Origin of the sequence: Nonomuraea sp. NPDC048881, assembly GCF_040649795.1 — a bacterium.
Taxonomy (GTDB): Bacteria; Actinomycetota; Actinomycetes; order Streptosporangiales; family Streptosporangiaceae; genus Nonomuraea.
The window spans coordinates 1,050,849-1,073,016 of record NZ_JBEZGC010000002.1; the positions used below are offsets into that span (position 1 = coordinate 1,050,849).

At 71.3% G+C, this 22,168-nt stretch carries 20 protein-coding genes; 17 read left to right on the forward strand and 3 right to left on the reverse strand.

The window, feature by feature from the left end:
* Window positions 1–35 precede the first annotated feature (35 nt).
* The 14 genes from AB0C33_RS10480 (at window position 36) to AB0C33_RS10545 (ending at window position 15,016) form a co-directional block, all read left to right on the forward strand.
* Window positions 36–470, forward strand: a complete 435-nt coding sequence (locus tag AB0C33_RS10480; RefSeq protein WP_352361412.1) for a MarR family transcriptional regulator — start codon at window positions 36–38, stop codon at window positions 468–470.
* Window positions 471–479: 9 nt separating this feature from the next.
* On the forward strand, window positions 480–1,676 hold the full coding sequence (locus tag AB0C33_RS10485) for an MFS transporter (RefSeq protein ID WP_358285740.1): 1,197 nt from the start codon (window positions 480–482) through the stop codon (window positions 1,674–1,676).
* A 46-nt stretch (window positions 1,677–1,722) separates the two neighbouring features.
* Window positions 1,723–2,346, forward strand: coding sequence for a pyridoxal 5'-phosphate synthase glutaminase subunit PdxT (gene pdxT / locus AB0C33_RS10490; RefSeq protein ID WP_358285742.1), 624 nt, complete (start codon window positions 1,723–1,725; stop codon window positions 2,344–2,346).
* A gap of 3 nt (window positions 2,347–2,349) precedes the next feature.
* Window positions 2,350–3,099, forward strand: coding sequence for a YebC/PmpR family DNA-binding transcriptional regulator (locus AB0C33_RS10495; RefSeq protein ID WP_352322550.1), 750 nt, complete (start codon window positions 2,350–2,352; stop codon window positions 3,097–3,099).
* Window positions 3,100–3,266: 167 nt separating this feature from the next.
* The gene (locus AB0C33_RS10500) at window positions 3,267–4,925 is read left to right on the forward strand and encodes a sugar ABC transporter permease (RefSeq protein WP_358285744.1); all 1,659 of its coding nucleotides are present in this window, start codon (window positions 3,267–3,269) and stop codon (window positions 4,923–4,925) included.
* 11 nt (window positions 4,926–4,936) lie between these two features.
* On the forward strand, window positions 4,937–6,088 hold the full coding sequence (locus AB0C33_RS10505) for a GNAT family N-acetyltransferase (protein WP_358285746.1): 1,152 nt from the start codon (window positions 4,937–4,939) through the stop codon (window positions 6,086–6,088).
* A gap of 105 nt (window positions 6,089–6,193) precedes the next feature.
* Window positions 6,194–6,715 (forward strand): crossover junction endodeoxyribonuclease RuvC, encoded by a 522-nt coding sequence (gene ruvC / locus AB0C33_RS10510; protein ID WP_358285996.1) that lies wholly within the window; start codon window positions 6,194–6,196, stop codon window positions 6,713–6,715.
* Window positions 6,716–6,774: 59 nt separating this feature from the next.
* Window positions 6,775–7,395, forward strand: a complete 621-nt coding sequence (ruvA, locus tag AB0C33_RS10515) for a Holliday junction branch migration protein RuvA (protein WP_358285749.1) — start codon at window positions 6,775–6,777, stop codon at window positions 7,393–7,395.
* 48 nt (window positions 7,396–7,443) lie between these two features.
* Window positions 7,444–8,475, forward strand: coding sequence for a Holliday junction branch migration DNA helicase RuvB (gene ruvB / locus AB0C33_RS10520; protein ID WP_358285751.1), 1,032 nt, complete (start codon window positions 7,444–7,446; stop codon window positions 8,473–8,475).
* A gap of 218 nt (window positions 8,476–8,693) precedes the next feature.
* Window positions 8,694–9,074: a preprotein translocase subunit YajC gene (gene yajC, locus AB0C33_RS10525; protein WP_358285753.1), complete on the forward strand. Its 381-nt coding sequence runs from the start codon at window positions 8,694–8,696 to the stop codon at window positions 9,072–9,074.
* Between the two features lie 43 nt (window positions 9,075–9,117).
* Complete coding sequence (secD, locus tag AB0C33_RS10530; protein WP_358285755.1) at window positions 9,118–10,914, forward strand: protein translocase subunit SecD; 1,797 nt, start codon at window positions 9,118–9,120, stop codon at window positions 10,912–10,914.
* A 1-nt stretch (window position 10,915) separates the two neighbouring features.
* Window positions 10,916–11,905 carry a protein translocase subunit SecF gene (gene secF / locus AB0C33_RS10535; RefSeq protein WP_358285757.1) on the forward strand — a complete coding sequence of 330 codons (990 nt, stop codon included), beginning with the start codon at window positions 10,916–10,918 and terminating at the stop codon, window positions 11,903–11,905.
* Window positions 11,906–12,135: 230 nt separating this feature from the next.
* Window positions 12,136–12,654 (forward strand): adenine phosphoribosyltransferase, encoded by a 519-nt coding sequence (locus AB0C33_RS10540; RefSeq protein ID WP_358285759.1) that lies wholly within the window; start codon window positions 12,136–12,138, stop codon window positions 12,652–12,654.
* Between the two features lie 172 nt (window positions 12,655–12,826).
* Complete coding sequence (locus tag AB0C33_RS10545; protein ID WP_352330550.1) at window positions 12,827–15,016, forward strand: bifunctional (p)ppGpp synthetase/guanosine-3',5'-bis(diphosphate) 3'-pyrophosphohydrolase; 2,190 nt, start codon at window positions 12,827–12,829, stop codon at window positions 15,014–15,016.
* A gap of 11 nt (window positions 15,017–15,027) precedes the next feature.
* On the opposite strand, the gene AB0C33_RS10550 is transcribed toward AB0C33_RS10545, so the two are convergent.
* The 3 genes from AB0C33_RS10550 to AB0C33_RS10560 all read right to left on the reverse strand — a co-directional run bounded on the left by AB0C33_RS10550 (window position 15,028) and on the right by AB0C33_RS10560 (window position 18,336).
* The gene (locus AB0C33_RS10550; RefSeq protein WP_358285762.1) at window positions 15,028–16,116 is read right to left on the reverse strand and encodes a cupin domain-containing protein; all 1,089 of its coding nucleotides are present in this window, start codon (window positions 16,114–16,116) and stop codon (window positions 15,028–15,030) included.
* Window positions 16,117–16,156: 40 nt separating this feature from the next.
* Entirely contained in the window at window positions 16,157–17,386 is a 1,230-nt protein-coding gene (locus AB0C33_RS10555) for a DUF349 domain-containing protein (RefSeq protein WP_352361439.1), read from the reverse strand.
* A 62-nt stretch (window positions 17,387–17,448) separates the two neighbouring features.
* The gene (locus tag AB0C33_RS10560; RefSeq protein ID WP_358285765.1) at window positions 17,449–18,336 is read right to left on the reverse strand and encodes a peptidylprolyl isomerase; all 888 of its coding nucleotides are present in this window, start codon (window positions 18,334–18,336) and stop codon (window positions 17,449–17,451) included.
* 123 nt (window positions 18,337–18,459) lie between these two features.
* On the opposite strand from AB0C33_RS10560, the gene AB0C33_RS10565 reads away from it, so the two are divergent.
* The 3 genes from AB0C33_RS10565 to aspS are packed head-to-tail and all read left to right on the forward strand — an operon-like array spanning window position 18,460 to window position 22,129.
* A complete protein-coding gene (locus tag AB0C33_RS10565) occupies window positions 18,460–19,137 on the forward strand; it encodes an MBL fold metallo-hydrolase (RefSeq protein ID WP_358285767.1) in 678 nt (225 codons plus the stop codon).
* Complete coding sequence (gene hisS / locus AB0C33_RS10570; protein ID WP_358285769.1) at window positions 19,137–20,396, forward strand: histidine--tRNA ligase; 1,260 nt, start codon at window positions 19,137–19,139, stop codon at window positions 20,394–20,396. The genes AB0C33_RS10565 and hisS overlap by 1 nt, the downstream gene beginning before the upstream one ends.
* Window positions 20,393–22,129 carry an aspartate--tRNA ligase gene (gene aspS / locus AB0C33_RS10575; RefSeq protein WP_358285771.1) on the forward strand — a complete coding sequence of 579 codons (1,737 nt, stop codon included), beginning with the start codon at window positions 20,393–20,395 and terminating at the stop codon, window positions 22,127–22,129. The genes hisS and aspS overlap by 4 nt, the downstream gene beginning before the upstream one ends.
* Window positions 22,130–22,168 lie beyond the last annotated feature (39 nt).

Below are 22,168 nucleotides of genomic sequence, written 5' to 3' on the forward strand. Positions count from 1 at the left end.
GGAATATTAGCCAGGCTAAGTTAGTTGGGCTAAGTATGAGGGACGATCCCACCCAGATGGCCGAGCAGGTCTCCAAGGTGCTGCGCCACCTGGTCCTGCTGCTGCGGCGCTCCAGCGCCGGCCAGCCCGTCACCACCCAGCAGTACGCCGTGCTCGGCTCGCTCGAACACGGCCCACGCCGGATGACCGAGCTGGCCGAGGAGCACGCCGTCCAGCTGCCGACCATGACCGTGCAGATCAACCGGCTGGAGTACGCGGGCCTGGTGGCGCGCGGCTCCGACCCGGCCGACGCCCGCGTCAGGACGGTCGAGCTCACCGGCGAGGGCCGCGACCGGCTGCACGCCGTGCGCCGGGCCAGGATCGCCCGCCTCGCCCAGGACCTGGCCGCGCTCACCGACGACGAACGCGACGTGCTCGCGGCGGCCCTGCCCGTCCTGGCCAAGCTCGGCATCGACAGAACCACCCAGTAAGGGGACAACATGCAAACCGGCGGCGGAATCCTGCGCCAGCCGATGTCCGTCTGGGCCACCGCGTTCGCCGCGGTCGTGGCCTTCATGGGCATCGGCCTCGTCGACCCCATCCTGCCCTCCATCGCCCAAGGGCTGCACGCCACGCCCAGCCAGGTGTCCCTGCTGTTCACCAGCTACTTCCTGGTCACCGCCGTGGCCATGCTGATCACCGGCTGGGTCTCCAGCCGCATCGGCGGCAAGCGCACGCTGCTGGCCGGGCTGGCGCTGGTCGTGGTGTTCGCCGCGCTGGCCGGCACCTCCGGCAGCGTCGCCGAGCTCGTCGGCTTCCGCGCCGGCTGGGGTCTCGGCAACGCCCTGTTCGTGGCCACCGCGCTGGCCGTCATCGTCGGCGCGGCCAGCGGCGGCGCGGAGTCGGCCATCATCCTGTACGAGGCCGCGCTCGGTCTCGGCATCTCCGCCGGCCCGCTGGTCGGCGCGCTGCTCGGCGACTGGAACTGGCGGGCGCCGTTCTTCGGCACCGCCACGCTGATGGCCGCCGGCTTCGTGCTGATCGCCACCCTGCTCAGGACGGGCCCCAAGCCCGCGGTCAAGACCAGGCTCAGCGCCCCCATCCGGGCCCTGGCCCACGGCGGGCTGTCCACGACCGCCTTCACCGCCCTGTTCTACAACTTCGCCTTCTTCACGATCCTCGCCTTCACCCCGTTCATCCTGCACATGTCGCCGTACGGCATCGGCGCGGTGTTCTTCGGCTGGGGCGTCTGCGTGGCGCTGGCCTCGGTGTTCGGCGCGCCGCCGCTGCAGCGCAGGATCGGCTCGGTGAACGTGCTGCACCTGGCCCTGGGCCTGCTCGCGCTCTTCCAGGTCGGCATCGCCGTGTCGGGGACGGCCGGGGCGCACGCCGGGATCATCGTGTTCACCGTCCTGTCCGGCATCCCGATCGGGCTGAACAACACCGTCTTCACCGAGTCGGCCATGGAGGTCTCCGACGCCCCGAGGCCCGTCGCCTCGGCCGGGTACAACTTCGTGCGCTGGATGGGCGGCGCGCTGGCGCCGTTCGTCGCGACCAAGCTCGGCGAGGAGATCGGCATCGCCGTCCCCTACGTCGTCGGGGCCGCCTGCTGCGCGATCGGCATGGCCTTCCTGTACGCCCGCCGCCACCACCTGAGCGCCCTGGCCCGCGTGGACGCCGTCCAGGCCGCCGCCTGACCCCGCTTTACGCCAGAGTGCTCTGGTAGGAAGATGCCGGGCCATCATGGTGTTGAATTGTCGGAAACCGGACCTTGACGGAAGGATCGCTGTGCCCACGATCGGTGTACTCGCTCTCCAGGGAGACGTGCGCGAGCATGCGCGCATGCTCCAGGAGGCCGGCGCGTCGGCCGTCGCCGTGCGCCGCCCGGCCGAGCTCGACGCGGTCGACGGCCTGGTGATCCCCGGCGGCGAGTCGACCACCATGTGGAAGCTCGCCGACACCTTCGACATGCTGGAACCGCTGCGGATGCGGATCAAGGAGGGCCTGCCCGCCTACGGCTCGTGCGCCGGCATGATCATGCTGGCCGACCGCATCGAGGACGGCATCGAGGGCCAGCAGACCATCGGCGGCATCGACATGGTGGTCAGGCGCAACGCCTTCGGCCGCCAGGTGGACTCGTTCGAGTCGGACCTGGACTTCGCGGGCGAACGCGTCCACGCTGTGTTCATCCGTGCTCCGTGGGTGGAATCGATCGGCACTGACGTTCAGGTGCTGGGCACGGCCGAGCCTGGGGATAGGATCGTCGCGGTCCGTCAAGGGCCGTTGCTCGCGACCTCGTTCCACCCCGAGCTGACCGGGGACACGCGCGTGCACCGTTACTTCGTAGACATGGTGAGGGAGCTCTAGGTAATGTCCGGCCACTCCAAATGGGCGACGACGAAGCACAAGAAGGCCGCGCTCGACGCCAAGCGCGGCAAGCTGTTCGCGAAGCTCATCAAGAACATCGAGGTGGCGGCACGGACCGGTGGCCCTGACCCGGACGCCAACCCCACCCTCTTCGACGCCATCTTCAAGGCCAAGAAGAACTCCGTGCCCAACGACAACATCGAGCGGGCGCGCAAGCGCGGCGGCGGCCTGGAGGCCGGCGGCGCCGACTGGCAGACCATCATGTACGAGGGCTACGCGCCCGGCGGCGTCGCGGTGCTCATCGAGTGCCTCACCGACAACCGCAACCGCGCCGCCTCCGAGGTCCGCGTCGCGCTGACCCGCAACGGCGGCTCGCTGGCCGACCCGGGCTCGGTGTCGTACATGTTCAACCGCAAGGGCGTCGTGATCGTGCCCAAGAACGGCCTCGACGAGGACACCGTCCTGATGGCCGTGCTCGACGCGGGCGCCGAAGAGGTCAACGACATGGGCGACTCCTTCGAGGTCGTCTCCGAGGCCGGCGACCTCGTGCCGGTCCGCAAGGCGCTCCAGGAGGCCGGCATCGACTACGACTCGGCCGAGTCGAGCTTCCTGCCGACGATGAGCGTGCCGCTCGACGAGGAGGGCGCCAAGAAGGTGTTCCGCCTGATCGACGCGCTGGAGGACAGCGACGACGTCCAGAACGTCTACGCCAACTTCGACGTCTCCGACGACGTCCTGGCCGCCCTCGACTGATCCCGCGCCACCGAGGGCCCGGGGGCGACCCCCGGGCCCTCACTCTTTCCCAGGGCCGGTTTCCGCCCTTGACCTGGCACTTGCCGGGCCTGCGGGTGTTCGACACCAAATGCCCACCCGGCCGTTACGCGTGCGCCCGCGCCCTGACGCGGCTAGGGTCGGGCGACGTGAATTCCCCCATCCCACCGACTCCTGTCCCCGTGCCCCCGGCCGCCCGGCCGCCGGCGTCCTACCGCGCGCTGGGCTGGCTGCTGGCCGTGCCCGCGCTGCTCGGCACCCTGATCACGCTGGTCCTGCCGACGGTCCAGACGATCGTGCTCAGCCTGCACAGCGGCGGCGTGCTGCAGCCGAGCAGGTTCGTGGGCCTGGACAACTACGGCAAGGTGCTGGGCGGCGAGGAGTTCTGGCGGGCGCTCGGCTTCACGCTCTCGCTGACCGTGGGGCCGCTGCTGGTGGCCGTGGTCGTGGGGCCGCTGCTCGCCCTGGCGCTCGACCGGGGCGGCGCCCTGCCGCGGCGCGCGGGCCTGGTCGTGTCGTCGCTGGCGATCGTCACGTTCTCGCCGATCGGCGTGGCGGCGGCCTGGCTGCGGGGGACGTCGCCCGACGGTCCGGGCATCGCCACGCTGGCCGAGGGCCTGCGCGACCCCGCCACGGCCCCGGGGACGCTGCGGCTCGTCGTCGTGGCCGCCACCTTCGGGGTGGTGTGCGCGCTGGCGCTGACGGCGTTCCTGCCCGCGCTGCGCGGCGGCACCGCCGGGCGCGCCACGGTCGTGGTGGCGGTGCTGGTGGCGCTGGCGACCGTCGCCGTGGGGGCGCAGGCGTTCTCGATCGGCATGGCGCTCACCCGGGGAGGCCCTGAGCGCGCCACACAGACCCTCGCGGGCCTCCAGTACGACTTCGCCTTCAGAATGGCCCAGTTCGGCCCTGGGGCGGCCGTCGCGGCCCTGACGGGCGTGCTTCTCGGCGTGCTCGGCATCGTCGCGGTGGTCGTCGCGGTGGCCGCCCGCCTCCGTGTCACCGTGCTCCCCGAGCGGGATCGGCGTGGAGCGTTCCCCGGCTCGGATCCCGGGCGGTCGCGGGCCGGCGGCGGCGGCGTCGTCGCCGGGGCCGTCGCGCTGGTGCTGGTGGTGGCCGTCGGGCTGGTCTGCGCCTGGCCGTGGATCTCCGGCGTGCTCGCGGGCGGCGACGGCGCCGTGTCCGGCGGGCTGCGCGCGCAGGTCAACACCTGGGTCCCCGCGGTGGCCGGCGCGCTGGTGTCGGTCGGCGTGGCCTACCTGGCCGCCCTCGGCATCGGCGGCCTGCGTCCCCTGGGCGCGCGCAGCGAGTGGCTGCTGCTGCCGTTCGCCCCGTGGCTGTTCGTCGGCACCGGCCCCCTCGGCGTGGCCGACTGGCAGAACATGCGCAACCTGCGCCTCGTGGACACCTTCTTCGCCCTGTTCCCGCCGCTGCTGGTCAGCGTCCCGGCGCTGCTGGTGCTGACGCTGCTGTGCAAGGGCCTGGCCGAGCGCAACGACCGGGACTTCTTCGGCGGCGTCCTGCTGCCGTCCCTGCCGATGGCGGGCGTGCTGGCCGGCGCCGTCACGCTGGTCAACGCCCAGGACGTGCTCTGGCCGCTGCTGGTGGCCCAGAGCCCGGAGCTGTTCACCGTGCCCGTCACGCAGATGGGCCGGCTCGGCGGCTTCCACGGCGTCCCCGACGTCGGCGCGAGCACCCCGCTGGTCGTCGTCGTGGTCGCGCTGGCCGCCGTCGTGGCCGCCCAGCTGCGATACCTGGACAGGCTCGCCGTCAGCGTAAACGGATCGCGACCCGCCCGTACCAGCCCGTAGGTTGAGTGGTTGTGGAAATTCGCGATCTCACCCCCGACGACCTCGACGACGTTCTCGACCTGCGTAAACGTTCCTTCGGCCCGATCTCCGGCGCGGAGGCCGAGCGGTGGCGCCACACCGTGACGCCCACGCTCGGCGAGGGCCGCTACCTGGGCGCGTTCGAGGGCGGCAGGCTCGCCGCCGCGGCCCGGCTGCGCGGCTTCACCCAATGGTGGTACGGCCGTCCGCAGCCCATGGCCGGCGTCGCGGGGGTCACCGTCAACCCGGAGGACCGCGGCCACGGCGTCGGCACCGCCATCATGCGCGCCGTCATCGACCGCGCCGCCGCCCACGGCGACGCCGTCTCGGCGCTCTACCCGGCCACCACGCCCCTGTACCGCTCGCTCGGCTACGAGCACGCCGGAGCCCGGCACATGATCACGCTGCCCGCCGAGTCGCTGCGCCGCATCAGGCCGTCCGGCGAGGTCAAGCTGCGCAGGATGGGCCCCGCCGACGCCGCCGAGGTCGTCTCCCTGCTCCACCGCACGCACGAGGCGGCCCGCTCCAGCGGCCCCGTCGCCTGGGACGAGAACGCCTGGCGCGTCTGGCTGTCCAACGAGGACGACTTCCTCTACCTGGCCCCCGACGGCTACCTCGTCTACCGCTGGAACGGCGACGACATGCACGTCGAGAACCTGGTCGCCGGGTCGGGGGAGACGGCCAGGGCGCTGTGGTCGATGGTGGGCAGCTCGTCGTCCATCGCCAGGAAGGTCACCGCGCCGGTCGCCCCCGACGACCCGGTGCTGTGGCTGCTCGGCGAGCGCTCCACCGACCGCGTCACGCAGGTGCGCTGGATGTTCAGGGTGCTCGACGTGGCCGCGGCCGTGGCGCGCAGGGGCTTCCCCGCCGCCGTCACGGGCGGGGCCGTGGTCTCCGTGGACGACCCGCTGCGCGGCGGCGGCTCCTTCCGGCTGGAGTTCTCCGGCGGCTCCGGCACGGCCGTCCCGGCCGCCCCGGCCGACGGCGGGGGCGCGGCGCTGAGCGTGGGCGGCTTCTCCGCCCTGTACGCGGGCGTGCCCACCGCGACGCTGCGCAGGACCGGCCTGATGTCCGGCGACGACCGTCACGACGAGCTGCTCGACACGGCCTTCGCCGCCAAGCCGTACATGCTCGACTACTTCTGACGGGCCCGCCCGCCGTTCGCGGCGGGCGATTCACGGTGCGCGGCCAGCTCAGCCGGGGTAGAGTCTCGTGCCGAACAGATGTTCGGCGGCGCGGGAGGCAAGCCGGTGCGGGTGATGGGCGTCGATCCGGGGCTGACCCGGTGCGGCCTGGGCGCGGTCGAGGGCCGGCCGGGCGCGCCGCTGTCGCTGGTGGCCGTCGGGGTGGTGCGCACGGGTTCCGACGAGGAGCTCGGCACCCGGCTGGTCGGCATCGAGGCCGGCATCGAGCGGTGGCTCGACGAGGTCCGTCCCGACGCCGTGGCCGTGGAGCGCGTCTTCGCCCAGCACAACGTCCGCACCGTCATGGGCACCGCGCAGGCGGCCGGGATCGCCGTGCTGTGCGCGGCCCGGCGCGGGCTGCCGGTCGCGCTGCACACGCCCTCGGAGGTCAAGGCCGCCGTCACCGGCAGCGGCACGGCCGACAAGAAGCAGGTCGGCACGATGATCACCCGGCTGCTGCGGCTGGCCGAGATGCCCAAGCCGGCCGACGCCGCCGACGCGCTGGCCCTGGCCATCTGCCACATCTGGCGCGGCGGCGCCCAGCACCGGCTGGCCGAGGCCATGGCCCGCGCCGGCAAGGGGCGCTGACCCGTGCGGCGAGCGCGGGCCGGCCGGTTCGTGGAGTTCGTGGAGAAGGAGATCGAGTCGTGATCGCGTCGGTGGCGGGCAGGGTGGCGTCGGTCGCGCCCGACGGAGCCGTGATCGAGGTCGGGGGCGTCGGCATCCTCGCCCACTGCACCCCCGGCACGCTGGCCACGCTGCGCGTGGGCGAGCAGGCCAGGCTGGCCACCTCGCTGGTGGTGCGCGAGGAGTCGCTGACCCTCTACGGCTTCGCCGGCGACGACGAGCGGGCCGTCTTCGAGATGCTCCAGACGGCCAGCGGCGTCGGCCCCAAGCTGGCGCTGGCGATGCTCGCCGTCCACACGCCCAACGCGCTGCGGGTGGCCGTGGCCGCCGCCGACCTCAAGGCGCTCACACGGGTGCCGGGCATCGGGCAGAAGGGCGCCCAGCGCATCGTCCTGGAGCTGAAGGACCGGCTCGGCACCCCCGAGGAGGCCGTCAACGCGGCGATCGGCGGGGAGCGGCGCGCCGCCCTGTGGCGCGAGCAGGTGCACTCCGGCCTGGTGGGCCTGGGCTATTCGAGCAAAGACGCCGACGAGGCCGTGGCCGGGGTCGCGCCAGAGGCCGAGGCCGACCTCGCCGCCGGGCGCCAGCCGCAGGTGGCCGCGCTGCTGAAGGCCGCGCTCCGGTCGCTCAGCGTACGATGATCATGAAGTCCGAGACGACGCCCCGGCGCGCGGGAAGGAGCGGTGGCCATGGACTATGAGCGCGAGCTGGTCTCCGCCGACGCCGGCGGCGACGAGCTGCAGATCGAGGCGGCGCTGCGGCCCAAGCGGCTGGGCGAGTTCATCGGCCAGGGCCGGGTGCGCGAGCAGCTGTCCCTGGTGCTGGAGAGCGCCATGCGCCGGCAGCGTCCGCCCGACCACGTGCTGATGAGCGGGTCGCCCGGCCTGGGCAAGACCACCCTGGCCATGATCATCGCGGCCGAGCTCAACATGCCGCTCCGCATCACCTCCGGCCCCGCCCTGGAGCGGGCCGGCGACCTGGCCGCCATCCTGTCCACGCTGACGGAGGGCGAGGTGCTGTTCATCGACGAGATCCACCGCATGGCCAGGCCCGCCGAGGAGATGCTCTACCTGGCGATGGAGGACTTCCGGGTCGACATCGTCGTGGGCAAGGGGCCGGGCGCGACCGCGATCCCGCTCGACATCGCGCCGTTCACGCTGGTCGGCGCCACCACGCGGGCCGGCCTGCTGCCGGCGCCGCTGCGCGACCGGTTCGGGTTCACCGCCCACATGGACTTCTACGAGGTCGGCGAGCTGGAGCAGGTGCTCCACCGGTCGGCGCGGCTGCTCGGCGTCGTCCTGCCCGAGGAGGGCGCCCACGAGATCGCCCGGCGGTCGCGCGGCACGCCCCGCATCGCCAACCGGCTGCTGCGCCGCGTCCGCGACTTCGCCGACGTGCGCGCCGACGGAGTGATCGATCGAGACATTGCCTCGGCCGCGCTCAATCTTTACGAAGTCGACGCCGAAGGGCTCGACCGGCTCGACCGGGCGGTGCTCGGGGTGCTGCTGCGCAAGTTCGGCGGCGGTCCCGTCGGTCTCTCCACGCTCGCGGTGGCCGTGGGGGAGGAGCCCGAGACCGTCGAAGTGGTGGCCGAGCCGTTCCTCGTGCGGCAGGGGCTGCTGGCCAGGACCCCGCGCGGCCGGGTCGCGACCGCTTCCGCCTGGACACACCTGGGTATGACACCACCGCCGGACGCTTTCGGGGCCGCCGTTTCACCGTGATCACGAAACGGTTGCAACCATTTCAAATCGGGAACTTCCCCGCGCGCCGAATCGCTGCCTCGTTGCCGCGTTTCATAACAACCGCCTACACTCCGTGCCTTGGCTGGCTGTGTAGGCTGACGGGCTGAGCGGCGCGGCCCGAGAGCTACGCAACGGAATTTCCGGCGCGAGGCCGGTGTCAAATTCTTGAACGACTATGGAAGGTCGCCCCTATGGACATGGGACAACTCGGAAGCATCCTGCCGCTGATCCTTCTGGTGGTGGTGTTCTACTTCCTGCTGATCCGTCCGCAGCGCAAGCGCCAGCAGGAAGCGCAGCAGATGCAGAACTCCTTGACCCCGGGCGCCCGCGTCATGACCACGACCGGCCTGTTCGCCACGGTCGTCGCGGTGGACAACGAGGACGTCGTGCTGGAGGTCGCGCCCGGCATCGAGACGCGCTGGGTCAAGGCCGCCATCGGCCGTGTGGTCCAGCCCGGTGACGCTCCGGTGGTGGCCGACGAGCCGGTCGTGACCGACCTGGCCGACGGTGACGCCAAGGAGTCCGACACGACCGTCGAGCCCAACGGCGATCAGGGCTCCAGCAGCAAGCAGTCCTGACTAAGCTCTGCGACAAACCCCTATCTGAGAGAATCGACGACCAGTGGCCCGACCGACCAGCCGCCACAGCCGACCAGGGCGCACGCTCTTGGTGCTGCTGGCGCTCATCCTCGCCCTGGGCGGGACGATGTTCCTGCAGAAGGCGTTCACGCCGAAGCTGGGACTCGACCTCGCCGGCGGAACGACGGTGACGTTGTCACCCGTGACCCAGTCCGGTCAGTCTCCGCCTGAAGAGATCCTCGACCGCGCGGTCAACATCATCCGCGACCGGGTCAACGGCACCGGCATCTCCGACGCGGAGGTCGCCAAGTCCGGCGACAACATCATCATCTCCATCCCGGGCGTCGGACAGAGCGAGGCCATCAAGCTGGTCGCCACCACGGCGGAGCTGCGCTTCCGCCAGGTGCTCGCCATGGAGGCCACGCAGGTCCCGCAGAACCTGACCACCGAGGCGCCCACACCGGGCGCCTCGCCGTCTGCCAAGCCGTCCTCGACCGCCAAGCCGTCGGGCAAGCCGTCCGGCACGCAGTCGGCGACCACGCCGAGCGCGTCCCCGACGGGCAAGGCGCTGTCGTCCGCGCTGACCGCGCCGACGCCGGGCGCCACGCCCGAGGCCACGCAGACCGGCCGCGACCAGACGGCCCAGAACCAGACGGGTCAGAAGCAGAACACCAAGGGCAGGAACGCCACGCCGACGCCGTCGCCGAGCACGCCGCCCACGCAGCCGAACCAGGACCCCAACGCCGGCATCAACACGCAGGGCATCGACCCCGCGGTGCTGCAGCAGTTCCACAAGCTCGACTGCTCCGACCCCAAGAACCGCGGCCAGGGCGTCCAGGACGACCCGAACAAGCAGTACGCGGCCTGCGAGACCGACGGCAGCTACAAGTACGTCCTCGACGTCGCCAAGGTCGTCGGCACCGACATCGACACCGCCTCGGCCGGCGTGCGCCAGGGCACCGTGGAGTGGATCGTCCAGCTCGACTTCAAGAGCAAGGGCGCGGGCGAGTGGAGCAAGCTCACCACCACCGCCTACAACGCCCAGGAGCCGCGCAACAAGGTGGCGGTCGTCCTCGACGGCGTGGTCATCACGGCCCCCAACATCATCAGCCCGATCCCCGGCGGTCGCGCCGAGATCACCGGCGGCTTCGACCAGGTCAGCGCCACCAACCTGGCCGACCAGCTCAAGTACGGCGCCCTCCCGCTGAAGTTCCAGCGCAGCTCGATCGACACCGTGTCCTCGACGCTCGGCGCCGACCAGCTCGAAGGCGGCCTGATCGCCGGCATCATCGGCCTCGGCCTGGTGGTCGTCTACTCGCTGCTGTACTACCGCGGCCTCGGCATCGTCGCGGTGCTGAGCCTCGTCGTGGCCTCGATCCTGACGTACACGGCGGTGGTCGTGCTCGGCCACAACGCCGGCTTCCGGCTCTCGCTGCCGCACATCATCGGCCTGGTGGTCTCGATCGGCATCACCGCCGACTCCTTCATCGTGTACTTCGAACGCATACGTGATGAGATGAAGGAAGGTCGGCGGACGCTTCGCGCGGCCGTCGAGGTGGCCTGGGTCCGTGCCCGGCGCACGATCCTGATCGCCGACGCCGTCATGTTCATCGCCGCCATCGTGCTGTACTTCCTGGCGGTGGGCGGTGTGGCCGGGTTCGCCTTCGCGATGGGCCTGACCACGCTGATCGACATCGTGGTGGTGTTCCTGTTCACCAAGCCGTTCATCGCCCTGCTGGCGAGGCTGAAGTTCTTCGCCAAGGGGCACCCGCTGTCCGGCCTCGACGCAGAGCGCATGAGCACCGAGCCGGCCGCCACGACCACTCCGCAGGAGGCCTGAGATGGGACTGGGGCGTCGCCTCTACCGCGGCGAGATCGATGTCGACTTCGTCGGCAAGTGGAGGCTCTGGTACAGCCTGTCCGGCCTGCTGCTGGCCGTCTCCCTGGCCGGCATCCTGTTCAACGGGCTCAACCTGGGCGTCGAGTTCAAGGGCGGAACGGTCTTCACGTTCCCGGCCACCAGCGGCACCGTCGAGGAGGTCCGCGAGGACTTCCGCACGCAGGGCGCCCACCAGGTGATCGTGCAGCGGGCCCGCGACAACTGGCGGGTCACCACCGAGACCCTGACGGAGTCGACGCTCAACCAGATGCAGACCACGATCGCCAAGGAGTACAAGGTCCCGGTCAAGGACGTCAGCGTCCAGTCGATCGGCGCCTCCTGGGGCGGTGAGGTCTCCCAGAAGGCCTGGATCGGCCTGGGCGTCTTCATGCTGGCGATCATCCTGTACCTGTCGATGGCGTTCGAGCCGAAGATGGCGTTGTCGGCGATCGTCGCGCTCGTCCACGACCTCGTCATCACCGCCGGCGTCTACGCCTGGTCGGGCTTCGAGGTCACGCCGGCGACGCTGCTGGGCTTCCTGACCATCCTCGGTTACTCGCTCTACGACGCGGTCGTGGTGTTCGACATGATCAAGGAGGTCACGGCCAAGCTGGGCACGACCTCCAAGATGACCTACTCCATGGCGGCCAACAACGCGCTCAACCACACGCTGATCCGGTCGCTGAACACCTCGCTGGTCGCGATCCTGCCGGTGGCGGCCATCCTGTTCATCGGCACCACGCTGCTCGGCGCGGGCACGCTGAAGGACCTGTCGCTGGCCCTGTTCGTCGGCATGATCGTCGGCACCTACTCGTCCCTGTGCGTGGCCACGCCGATGCTGGTGACGCTCAAGGAGCGGGAGCCGAAGTACCAGGCCATCGCGCGCCGGCTCGCCTCCACCACCGGCAAGGGGGCGAAGGGTTCCAAAAGCGCAGCCGTAGCGAAGGGCTGAGCCCCGTCCGTGGCTCGTCCCGGCGCCCCCGTCCGTCAGGGCGGGGGCGCCGTCGCGTTCAGGGGGGCCTTGCGGCGCCCGGAGGGGGCCATGGGCGCTGGGGCCTGGGCTCGTCCCCGGCGGGCGTCTGAGGCCCGTCACAGGCCGTCCGGGACGTCGCGCGGTCCGAGGAGGGGCCGGAGTAGGCCATCATGGAGCGCGGCACCCACGAGGAAGGCGATGGAAGCACGATGAGCGAGCTCAGCCAGTTGATCCTGGACCGGATCAGGGACGTCCCCGACTATCCCAAGCCCGGCGTGCTGTTCAAGGACATCACCCCGCTGCTCGGCGACCCCGTCGCGATGGCGGCCGTGGTGGAGGAGCTGGCCGGCCTCACCGAGGTGGACAAGATCGTCGGCATCGAGGCCAGGGGCTTCATCCTGGCGGCGCCGGTGGCCTACCGGGCGGCGGCCGGGTTCGTCCCGGTGCGCAAGAAGGGCAAGCTGCCGGCCGCGACGCTGGAGGAGTCCTACGACCTGGAGTACGGCTCGGCCACCATCGAGGTGCACCGCGACGCCTTCGCGCCCGGCGACCGGGTGCTCATCGTCGACGACGTGCTGGCGACCGGCGGCACGGCCAAGGCCACCATCGAGCTCGTCGAGCGGGCGGGCGCGCACGTCGTCGGCATCGCGGTGCTGATGGAGCTGGCTTTTCTCAAGGGGCGCGAGCGTCTGCCGGCCGTCGACCTGCACTCCCTGGTGATCGTCTGAGACGGCCCGAGCGAGTCCGGGTTCCCAGCCTGGATACACTGGGGGGATCTGGACTCGAACGTGAGGAGTCTGAGTGCCCCGTGATGTGGTCGCGCCCGACGTAACCGACGCAGGTAATGCCGACGCGCCCGGCGTTCCTGCGGTGCGTCGACGGCGGTTTGGGGGTGGGGCCATGAATCCGGTGCTGGAGCCGCTGTTCCGCACGGTCCGGGCCACCCATCCCAAGGCCGATCTGCGCCTGATCGAACGCGCCTACGACATGGCCGCCTACCACCACCGCGACCAGAAGCGGAAGTCGGGCGACCCGTACATCACCCACCCGCTCGCCGTGGCGACGATCCTGGCCGAGCTGGGCACCGACGACGAGACGTTGTGCGCCGCGCTGCTGCACGACACCGTCGAGGACACCGCCTACAGCCTCGACGAGCTGCGCGCCGACTTCGGCGACACGATCGGCTCGCTGGTCGACGGCGTCACCAAGCTCGACAAGGTCAAGTTCGGCGACGCGGCGCAGGCCGAGACCGTGCGCAAGATGGTCGTGGCGATGTCGCGCGACATCCGCGTGCTGATCATCAAGCTCGCCGACCGGCTCCACAACATGCGCACCATGCGCTACCTGCCCGAGCACAAGCGCCACCAGAAGTCCCGCGAGACGCTGGAGATCTTCGCGCCGCTGGCCCACCGGCTCGGCATGAACACGATCAAGTGGGAGCTGGAGGACCTCGCGTTCGCCATGCTCTACCCCAAGCGCTACGACGAGATCGCGCGCATGGTGTCCGAGCGCGCGCCGCGGCGCGACCTGTTCCTGCAGGAGGTCATCGAGAAGGTCTCCGGCGACCTGCGCGAGGCCAAGATCCGCGCGGTGGTCAAGGGCCGGCCCAAGCACTACTACTCCGTCTACCAGAAGATGATCGCCCGCGACGTCGCCTTCGACGACATCTACGACCTGGTGGGTATCCGGGTCCTGGTCGACAGCGTGCGCGACTGCTACGCGGCGCTGGGCACGATCCACGCGCGCTGGAACCCGGTCCCCGGCCGGTTCAAGGACTACATCGCGATGCCCAAGTTCAACATGTACCAGTCGCTGCACACCACGGTGATCGGTCCCGAGGGCAAGCCGGTCGAGCTGCAGATCCGCACCCACGCGATGCACCACAGGGCCGAGTACGGCGTGGCCGCCCACTGGAAGTACAAGGAGGAGGTCGGCGCGCCGGGGCCCACCGGCAAGGTCAAGCCGGGCAGCGACATGGCCTGGCTGCGCCAGCTCCTCGACTGGCAGAAGGAGACCTCCGACCCGGGCGAGTTCCTGGAGTCGCTGCGCTTCGACCTGTCGGTATCCGAGGTCTACGTGTTCACCCCGAAGGGCCAGGTCATCGCCCTGCCCGAGGGCGGCACGCCGGTCGACTTCGCCTACGCCGTCCACACCGAGGTCGGCCATCGCTGCATCGGCGCGCGCGTCAACGGGCGGCTGGTGCCGCTGGAGTCGCGGCTCGGCAACGGCGACACGGTCGAGATCTTCACCTCCAAGTCGCCCGACGCCGGGCCGTCGCGCGACTGGCTGAAGTTCGTCAAGTCCGGCCGGGCCCGCAACAAGATCCGGCAGTGGTTCTCCAAGGAGCGCCGCGAGACCGCCATCGAGGCGGGCAAGGAGGCCATCGGCCGCGCCATGCGCAAGCAGGGCCTGCCGCTGCAGCGCCTGATGTCCGGTGAGGCGCTGCTGGCGCTCGCCCGCGACCTGCGCTACCCCGACGTCTCGGCGCTCTACGCGGCCGTGGGGGAGGGGCACATCGCCGCGCAGGCGGTCGTGCAGAAGCTCGTGGCCTCGATCGGCGGCGTGGAGAGCGCCGAGGAGGACATCGCCGAGACGTCCCTGCCGACCCGGCTGCGCGGCCGTCCGCGCGGCGGCGGCGCGGGCGTGGTCGTGGCGGGCGACGCCGACGTGTGGGTGCGCCTGTCCAAGTGCTGCACGCCGGTGCCCGGCGACGAGATCGTCGGTTTCGTCACCCGCGGCCACGGCGTGTCCGTGCACCGCGCCGACTGCACCAACGTCCAGCAGCTCAGGGAGCAGCCCGACCGGCTGGTCGAGGTGAGCTGGTCGCCCGGCGACGACAGCGTGTTCCTGGTGGCCATCCAGGTCGAGGCCCTCGACCGGCCGCGCCTGCTGTCCGACGTCACGCGCACCCTGTCCGACCAGCACGTCAACATCCTCAGCGCGTCCGTGACGACCTCGCGCGACCGGGTGGCGATCAGCAAGTTCACCTTCGAGATGGGCGACCCGAAACACCTGGGCCACGTGCTCAAGGCCGTGCGCAGCATCCAGGGCGTCTTCGACGTCTACCGGGTGAGCGGCGCCGGCAGCTGAGCGGCCGCGGGTCAGCCCTTCAGGTCCGGCAGGTTGACCACGATGGCCTCCTGCGTGCTGCGCGCGATCACCACGACGGCCTCCCGCTCGGGGTCGGGGTTCTCCTCGCGGTGCGGGGTGTAGGGCGGCACGTAGACGTAGTCGCCGGGGGCCGCCTCGATGCGCCGCTCGCGGCCGTCCTGGAGGAAGACGAAGCGCGGCGTGCCGCTGACGACGTAGATGGCGGTCTCGGAGGCGCCGTGGTGGTGGTCGGAGGAGCGGGTGGCGGGCGCGACGTGCGTCTGGCCCATCCACAGGGCCGAGGAGCCGGCCGTGGCCCCGCTGACGGCGGCCAGCCTGCGCATCCCGGCGCTCTGCGCCGTGTCGCCCGACAGCGCGTCTGAGGCGATGTGACGCAGCGGGAGGTGGAAGGGGTCGCCCTCGGCCCGGTAGCCCTCCCACAGGCGCCCTCCGGCCCGTTCCAGGACGCCTGAGGCCACAGAGGTCAGCAGCTCCGGGTCGGCATGGGCCGCCAGCAGCTCGTCGGCCAGCGCCGGGTCGTGCCCGCGCAGCTCGCGCAGCAGCCACTTGCCGTTGCCCCGCCACCTGCCGCCCACGTCGAGGGCCAGCCTGGCGGTCTCCTGGACCACCTGCCAGCGGATGAACAGCTGCTCGCCGGGGTCGGTCGCGCCGGCCAGGTCGTCGAGCAGGTCGGACAGGGCGTACCGGGCCTGGTCGGCGCGGGCGGCGGCCAGGCCGCCGGGACCGGCGGCCAGCCGGTCGCCGAGCGCCGCCTGAAGGTCGCTGGCCCGGCCGCCGGTGCGGTCGACCAGCACCGCGCCGTCGGCGCACATGCGGGCCACGCCCGGCTTGCGCTCGGCCAGGTCGCGGTCGACGTAGGCGTCGAGGCTGGTCTCGCTGTGGACGTACAGCTCGACGGGCCAGCCGTGCCAGCGCAGGGACTCGCGGTAGGGCACGGCCAGCCCGTCGAGCACCACCACGACGTCGAGGTCGGAGGTGCTGGTGCGGCGCTCGGTGAGCACGCTGCCGCCGACGAAGGCGTACAGGGCGCCGGGGAACAGCTCGTCGACGAGGGCGCGCGCGACGCTGACGGGGTCCATGCCGTCAGCGTAGGACCCCGGCCGCCTTCCGAAGATCGGTTCAGCTGAACTCGGTCAGCGTGCGCTCGGCCTCCTCCAGCCACGAACGGCGGGCGACCAGCGCCTCCTCGGCCTCCTTGACGTCCTTGGCCCGGCCGGCGGCCTGCGCCTTGGACAGCCGCTTCTCCAGCTGCTCGATGGAGGCGCGCAGCTGGTCGACCGTGCTCTGGGCGCGGGCCCTGGCCTCGGGGTTGGACCGCTTCCACTCGGCGTCCTCGGCCTTGCGCACGGCCTCGTCGACCTTGCGCAGCCCGCCTTCGAGCCGGTCGCGCTGCTCGCGCGGCACCGGTCCGGCGGCCTCCCAGCGCTCCAGGACGTGCCGCAGCGCCGCCCTGGCCGTGCGCGCGTCGGTGACCGGGAGGATCTTCTCGGCCTCGGCCAGCAGCTCCTCCTTGACCTCGGCGTTGGCCGCCAGCGAGGCGTCGCGCTCGGCGAATACCGCCGAACGGGCCTGGAAGAACTGGTCCTGGGCGGCCTTGAAGCGGCCCCACAGCTCGTCCTCGGCCTCGCGCGAGGCGCGCCCGGCGGTCTTCCACTGCTGCATCAGCTCGCGGTAGATCGCCGCGGTCGTGCCCCAGTCGGTGGAGCCGGCCAGGGCCTCGGCCTCGGCGACGATGCGCTCCTTGGCCGAGCGGACGCCCTCACGCTGCTCGTCCAGGCCCGCGAAGTACTGCTTGCGGCGCTTGGCGAAGGCGGTGCGGGCGGCCGACAGCCGCTTCCACAGCGCGGCCTCGGTGACCCGGTCGATCCGGTCGGCGGCCTTCCACTCCTCCACGAGCTGGCGCAGCCGTTCGCCGCCCGACTTCCAGTGGGTGGTCTCGTCGGCGATGCGCTCGGCCTCGGCGACGATGCGCTCCTTGACCGCCCTGGCCTCGGCGCGCGCCTGGTCGCGGGCGGCCTTGACCTCCTCGCGGCGATGGCCGACCAGCTCGGTCAGCCCGTCGAGGCGGGCCGTCAGCGCCGCCAGGTCGCCCACGGCGTGGGCGTCGGCGACGGCCTCGCGCAGCTTGGCGATGCTCGCCTCGGCCTGCGCGGGCGCCAGGTCGGTGCCCTTGACCCGCTGTTCGAGGAGCTGCACCTGGCCGGACAGCTCGTCGTACTTGCGATGGAAGTAGGCCAGTGCCTCTTCGGGTTCACCGGCCTGCCAGGAGCCGACGGCCCGCTCTCCCTCAGCCGTACGCACGTAGACGGTGCCGTCGTCGTCTACCCGGCCCCACGGGTCGGTGCTCACCGTGTCCTCCCGCACTATCCATCAGACCCTTCGGGACTACTTCGTCCCTAGTTTGTATTACGTCAGCTCTTGCCGGCGATTGTCACGTCTTTGATTTCGAGGGTTTGCTTCGGTGCTCCGGTCCCATCTCCCATGTCAGCGATGACGCCCGCTTTGTTCACCTTGTCCAGGATGTCGAGCCCCTTGGTGATCGTACCCACCGGCGTGTAATCCGGGGTGAGTCCGAGATCGCCGTAAACGAGGAAGAACTGGCTCCCCGTGCTGCCCGGCGCCGAGGTCTTCGCCATCGCCACCGTGCCGCGCTTGTACGTGGCCCCCTGGAGGTTCTCCTCGGCCATCACGTAGCCGGGGCCGCCCGCGCCGTCCTGGCTCTTGCCGTCGGCCTTGGCCGTCGGGTCGCCGCACTGCAGCATGGGGAACTTGTCGCTGCCGAGCCGGTGGCACTTGCTGCCGTCGTAGAACTTCTTGCTCGCCAGGAAGGCCAGCGAGTTGGTCGTGCACGGCGCCTTGGCGTTGTCGAGCTCGACCACGATGTCGCCCAGGTTCGTGGCGAGCGTCATCGTCTTCTTGGCCGGCTCGGTCTTGACCTTGGCCGGCGGCATGCCGACGTCCTTGACCTGGCCGCTGGCGGCCTCCTTGACGTAGTCGCAGGTGCCGGTCGCCGCGTTGTACGGCTTCGGCCCCGTGCTGGCCGCGGCCGACGCGGTGTCCTGCGGGGCCGAGGCCGAGGGCGAGGCGGACGCCTCGGTCGTCGAGTCGCCGCCGCCGAGCAGCGCGACCGCGGCCACGATGCCGCCCACCACGACCACCACGCCGACCGTGGAGCCGATGATCGCGGTGCGCTTGGCCTTCTGCTCGCGCTCGATGCGGCGCTGCATCTGCCGCTCGTAGTGCTCACGTGCCAGCTGCTTCTGCCGGTCCTTGCCCGTGGCCACCGCTTTGCCTCCCATAGTCAATCAACTGAGGTGGGCGAATCGTATCGGCCAATGGGTAATGATTCGCAGCCCGGCGACCCGCACCGGTACCCTTCGGTTACATTCCCATTGGCTTTTCGACGAGATCACCTGAGGCAGATGCTCATCGCAGGCTTCCCCGCAGGGGCCCTCCAGACCAATTGTTACGTCGTCGCGCCCGCGGCCGGCGAGGAGTGCGTGATCGTCGATCCGGGCCAGGACGCGGCCGAAGGCGTCGACGAGCTGCTGCGCGAGCACCGGCTCAAGCCGGTCGCGGTGCTGCTCACGCACGGCCACCTCGACCACGTGTGGTCGGTCGCCCCCGTCTGCGGCGCGCGCGACGTCCCCGCGTGGATCCACCCCGACGACCGCCACCTGCTGAGCGACCCCTCGGCCGGCTGGGGCGGCGGCGTCTCGCTGTTCGGCGACATCAGGCTGAGCGAGCCCGACGACGTGCGCGAGCTGTCCGACGGTGCCGCGCTCAGCCTGGCGGGCCTCGATCTCGTGGTCGACCACACCCCGGGCCATACCAAGGGGTCGGTGAGCTTCCGGCTGCCCGGCGACGAGATCATGTTCTCGGGCGACCTGCTGTTCGCCGGCTCCATCGGCCGCACCGATCTTCCCGGCGGCGACTACGCGACCATCCTGAGCAGCCTGGCCACCAAGTGCCTGCCGCTGCCTGACGATACGGTCGTCCTGCCGGGCCACGGACCACAGACCACGATCGGCCGCGAGCGCGCCACCAACCCTTACCTGAAGGAAGCGGCGCCGCAGGCCGGTCCCACACGAGGGATCTAATGAGCTTCCAAGCACCCAAAGGCACCTTCGACTGGCTGCCGCCCAGCTCCGAGGCCATCCTGGCCGTGCGCGAGGCACTGGCCGCGCCGCTGCGGCAGGCGGGCTACGGCTACGTCGAGACCCCGGTCTTCGAGGACACCGAGCTGTTCAAGCGCGGCGTGGGCGAGTCCACCGACGTGGTGTCGAAGGAGATGTACACCTTCCCCGACAAGGCGGGCAGGTCGCTGACCCTGCGCCCCGAGGGCACCGCCTCGGTCGTGCGCGCCGTGCTCCAGCACAACCTGCACAACGGCCAGCTCCCGGTCAAGCTGTGGTACTCCGGCAGCCAGTTCCGCTACGAGCGTGCCCAGAAGGGCCGCTACCGCCACTTCTGGCAGGTCGGGGCCGAGGCCCTCGGCTCGGAGGACCCGGCGCTCGACGCCGAGCTGATCCTGCTCGGCGCGCGCGGCTTCGCCTCGCTCGGCCTGCGCCAGGTCAGGCTGCTGCTCAACTCGCTCGGCGACCGCAACTGCCGCCCCGCCTACCGGGCCGCGCTCCAGGACTTCCTGCGCGGGCTCGACCTCGACGAGGAGACCAGGGCCCGCATCGACATCAACCCGCTGCGGGTGCTCGACGACAAGCGGCCCGAGGTGCAGGCCCAGCTCACCGGCGCGCCGCTGGTCGTCGACCACCTGTGCGCGGCCTGCAAGGCCTACCACGAGGAGGTCCGCTCGCTGCTGACCGCCTCGGGCGTGGCCTTCGAGGACGACCCCCGGCTGGTGCGCGGGCTCGACTACTACACGCGCACCACGTTCGAGTTCGTGCACGGCGGGCTCGGCTCCCAGTCGGCCGTCGGCGGCGGCGGCCGTTACGACGGGCTCAGCGAGATGCTGGGCGGCCCGCCGCTGCCCAGTGTCGGCTGGGCGCTCGGCGCCGACCGCACGTACCTGGCCATGGAGTCCGAGGGTCTGCTCGGCGAGGCCGCGCCGGGCCGCGTCCAGGTGTACGGTGTCCCGCTGGGCGACGACGCGCGCCGCCGCATGTTCCTGCTCGTCTCCGAGCTGCGCGAGGCGGGCGTCAGCGCCGACATGGCCTTCGGCGGCAAGGGGCTCAAGGGAGCGATGAAGGGCGCCGACAGATCCGGCGCCCGCTTCGCGCTGATCCTGGGCGAGCGAGACCTCGCGGCCGAGGCCGTGCAACTGAAGGACCTGACCACCGCAGAACAGACCCAGGTGCCGCTGGCCCAGGTCGCCGACGTTTTGAAAGGGAAAGTGCAGTGATCCGCACGCATACGGCCGGGTCGCTCCGTGAGGAGCACGCCGGGCAGCAGGTGACGCTCGCAGGATGGGTGGCCCGCCGCCGTGACCACGGCGGCGTTGTCTTCATCGACCTGCGCGACGCCTCCGGCTCGGCGCAGGTGGTCTTCCGCGAGGAGGACCACGCCCACGACCTGCGCGCCGAGTACTGCGTGCAGGTGGTCGGCCAGGTCAGGGTGCGCCCGGAGGGCAACGAGAACCCCGAGCTGCCCACCGGCGCGATCGAGGTCGTGGCCGAGCGGGTCGAGGTGCTGAGCGAGTCCGCGCCGCTGCCGTTCCCCATCGAGGGCAACGTCGGCGTGTCGGAGGAGGCCCGGCTCAAGTACCGCTACCTCGACATCCGCCGCCAGCAGGTCGCCGCCGCCATGCGCACCCGCTCCAAGGCCACCTACCTGGCCAACGAGGTGATGCACGAGCTCGGCTTCGTCTACGTCGAGACCCCGACGCTGACCCGCTCGACCCCCGAGGGCGCGCGCGACTTCCTGGTGCCGGTCCGCCTGCAGCCCGGCAACTGGTACGCCCTGCCGCAGTCGCCCCAGCTGTTCAAGCAGCTCCTCCAGGTCGCCGGCCTGGAGCGCTACTACCAGCTCGCCAAGTGCTACCGCGACGAAGACCTGCGGGCCGACCGCCAGCCCGAGTTCACCCAGATCGACGTCGAGATGTCCTTCGTCGACCAGGAGGACGTCATCGAGGTCGGCGAGAAGCTGGTCGGCCGCCTGTGGCGGGAGATCCTCGGCTACGAGATCCCCATGCCGCTGCCGCGCATGACCTACGCCGACGCCATGGCCCGCTACGGCTCCGACAAGCCCGACTTGCGCTTCGGCCAGGAGCTCGTCGAGATGACCGACTACTTCTCGGCCACCTCCTTCCGCGTCTTCCAGGCCGACTACGTCGGCGCGGTGGTCATGCCGGGCGGCGCCTCGCAGACCCGCAAGGAGCTCGACGGCTGGCAGGAGTGGGCCCGCAGCCGCGGCGCCAAGGGCCTGGCCTACGTGCTGGTCCAGGAGGACGGCACGCTCGGCGGCCCGGTCGCCAAGAACCTGTCGGAGCAGGAGCTGTCCGGCCTGGCCGCCAAGGTCGGCGCCGCCCCCGGTGACGCGATCTTCTTCGCCGCCGGCGCCCGCTCGGCCTCCCGCGACCTGCTGGGCGCGGCCCGCCTGGAGATCGGCCGCCGCTGCGGCCTGATCGACGAGTCGCAGTGGTCGTTCCTGTGGGTGGTCGACGCCCCCATGTTCGAGGAGGACGGCGAGGGCGGCTGGACGGCCGTGCACCACCCGTTCACCGGCCCCAAGCCGGAATGGGCCGACAACTTCCAGGACCACCCGGGCGAGGCCCTGGCCTACGCCTACGACATGGTCTGCAACGGCATGGAGATCGGCGGCGGCTCGATCCGTATCCACCGGGCCGAGATGCAGCAGCGGGTCTTCGACGTGCTCGGCATCTCCAAGGAGGAGGCCGAGAGCAAGTTCGGCTTCCTGCTTGAGGCGTTCAAGTACGGCCCGCCCCCGCACGGCGGCATCGCCTACGGCTGGGACCGGATCTGCATGCTGCTGTCCGGCGGCGACTCGATCCGCGACGTGATCGCGTTCCCGAAGACCGCCTCCGGCTTCGACCCGCTGACCGGCGCGCCGACGCCGATCACGGCCGACCAGCGCAAGGAGGCGGGCGTCGACGCCCAGCCCAAGTCCGAGGCCTGACACGACGACGGCGGGCGCCCCCCTTTCGCAGGGGGGCGC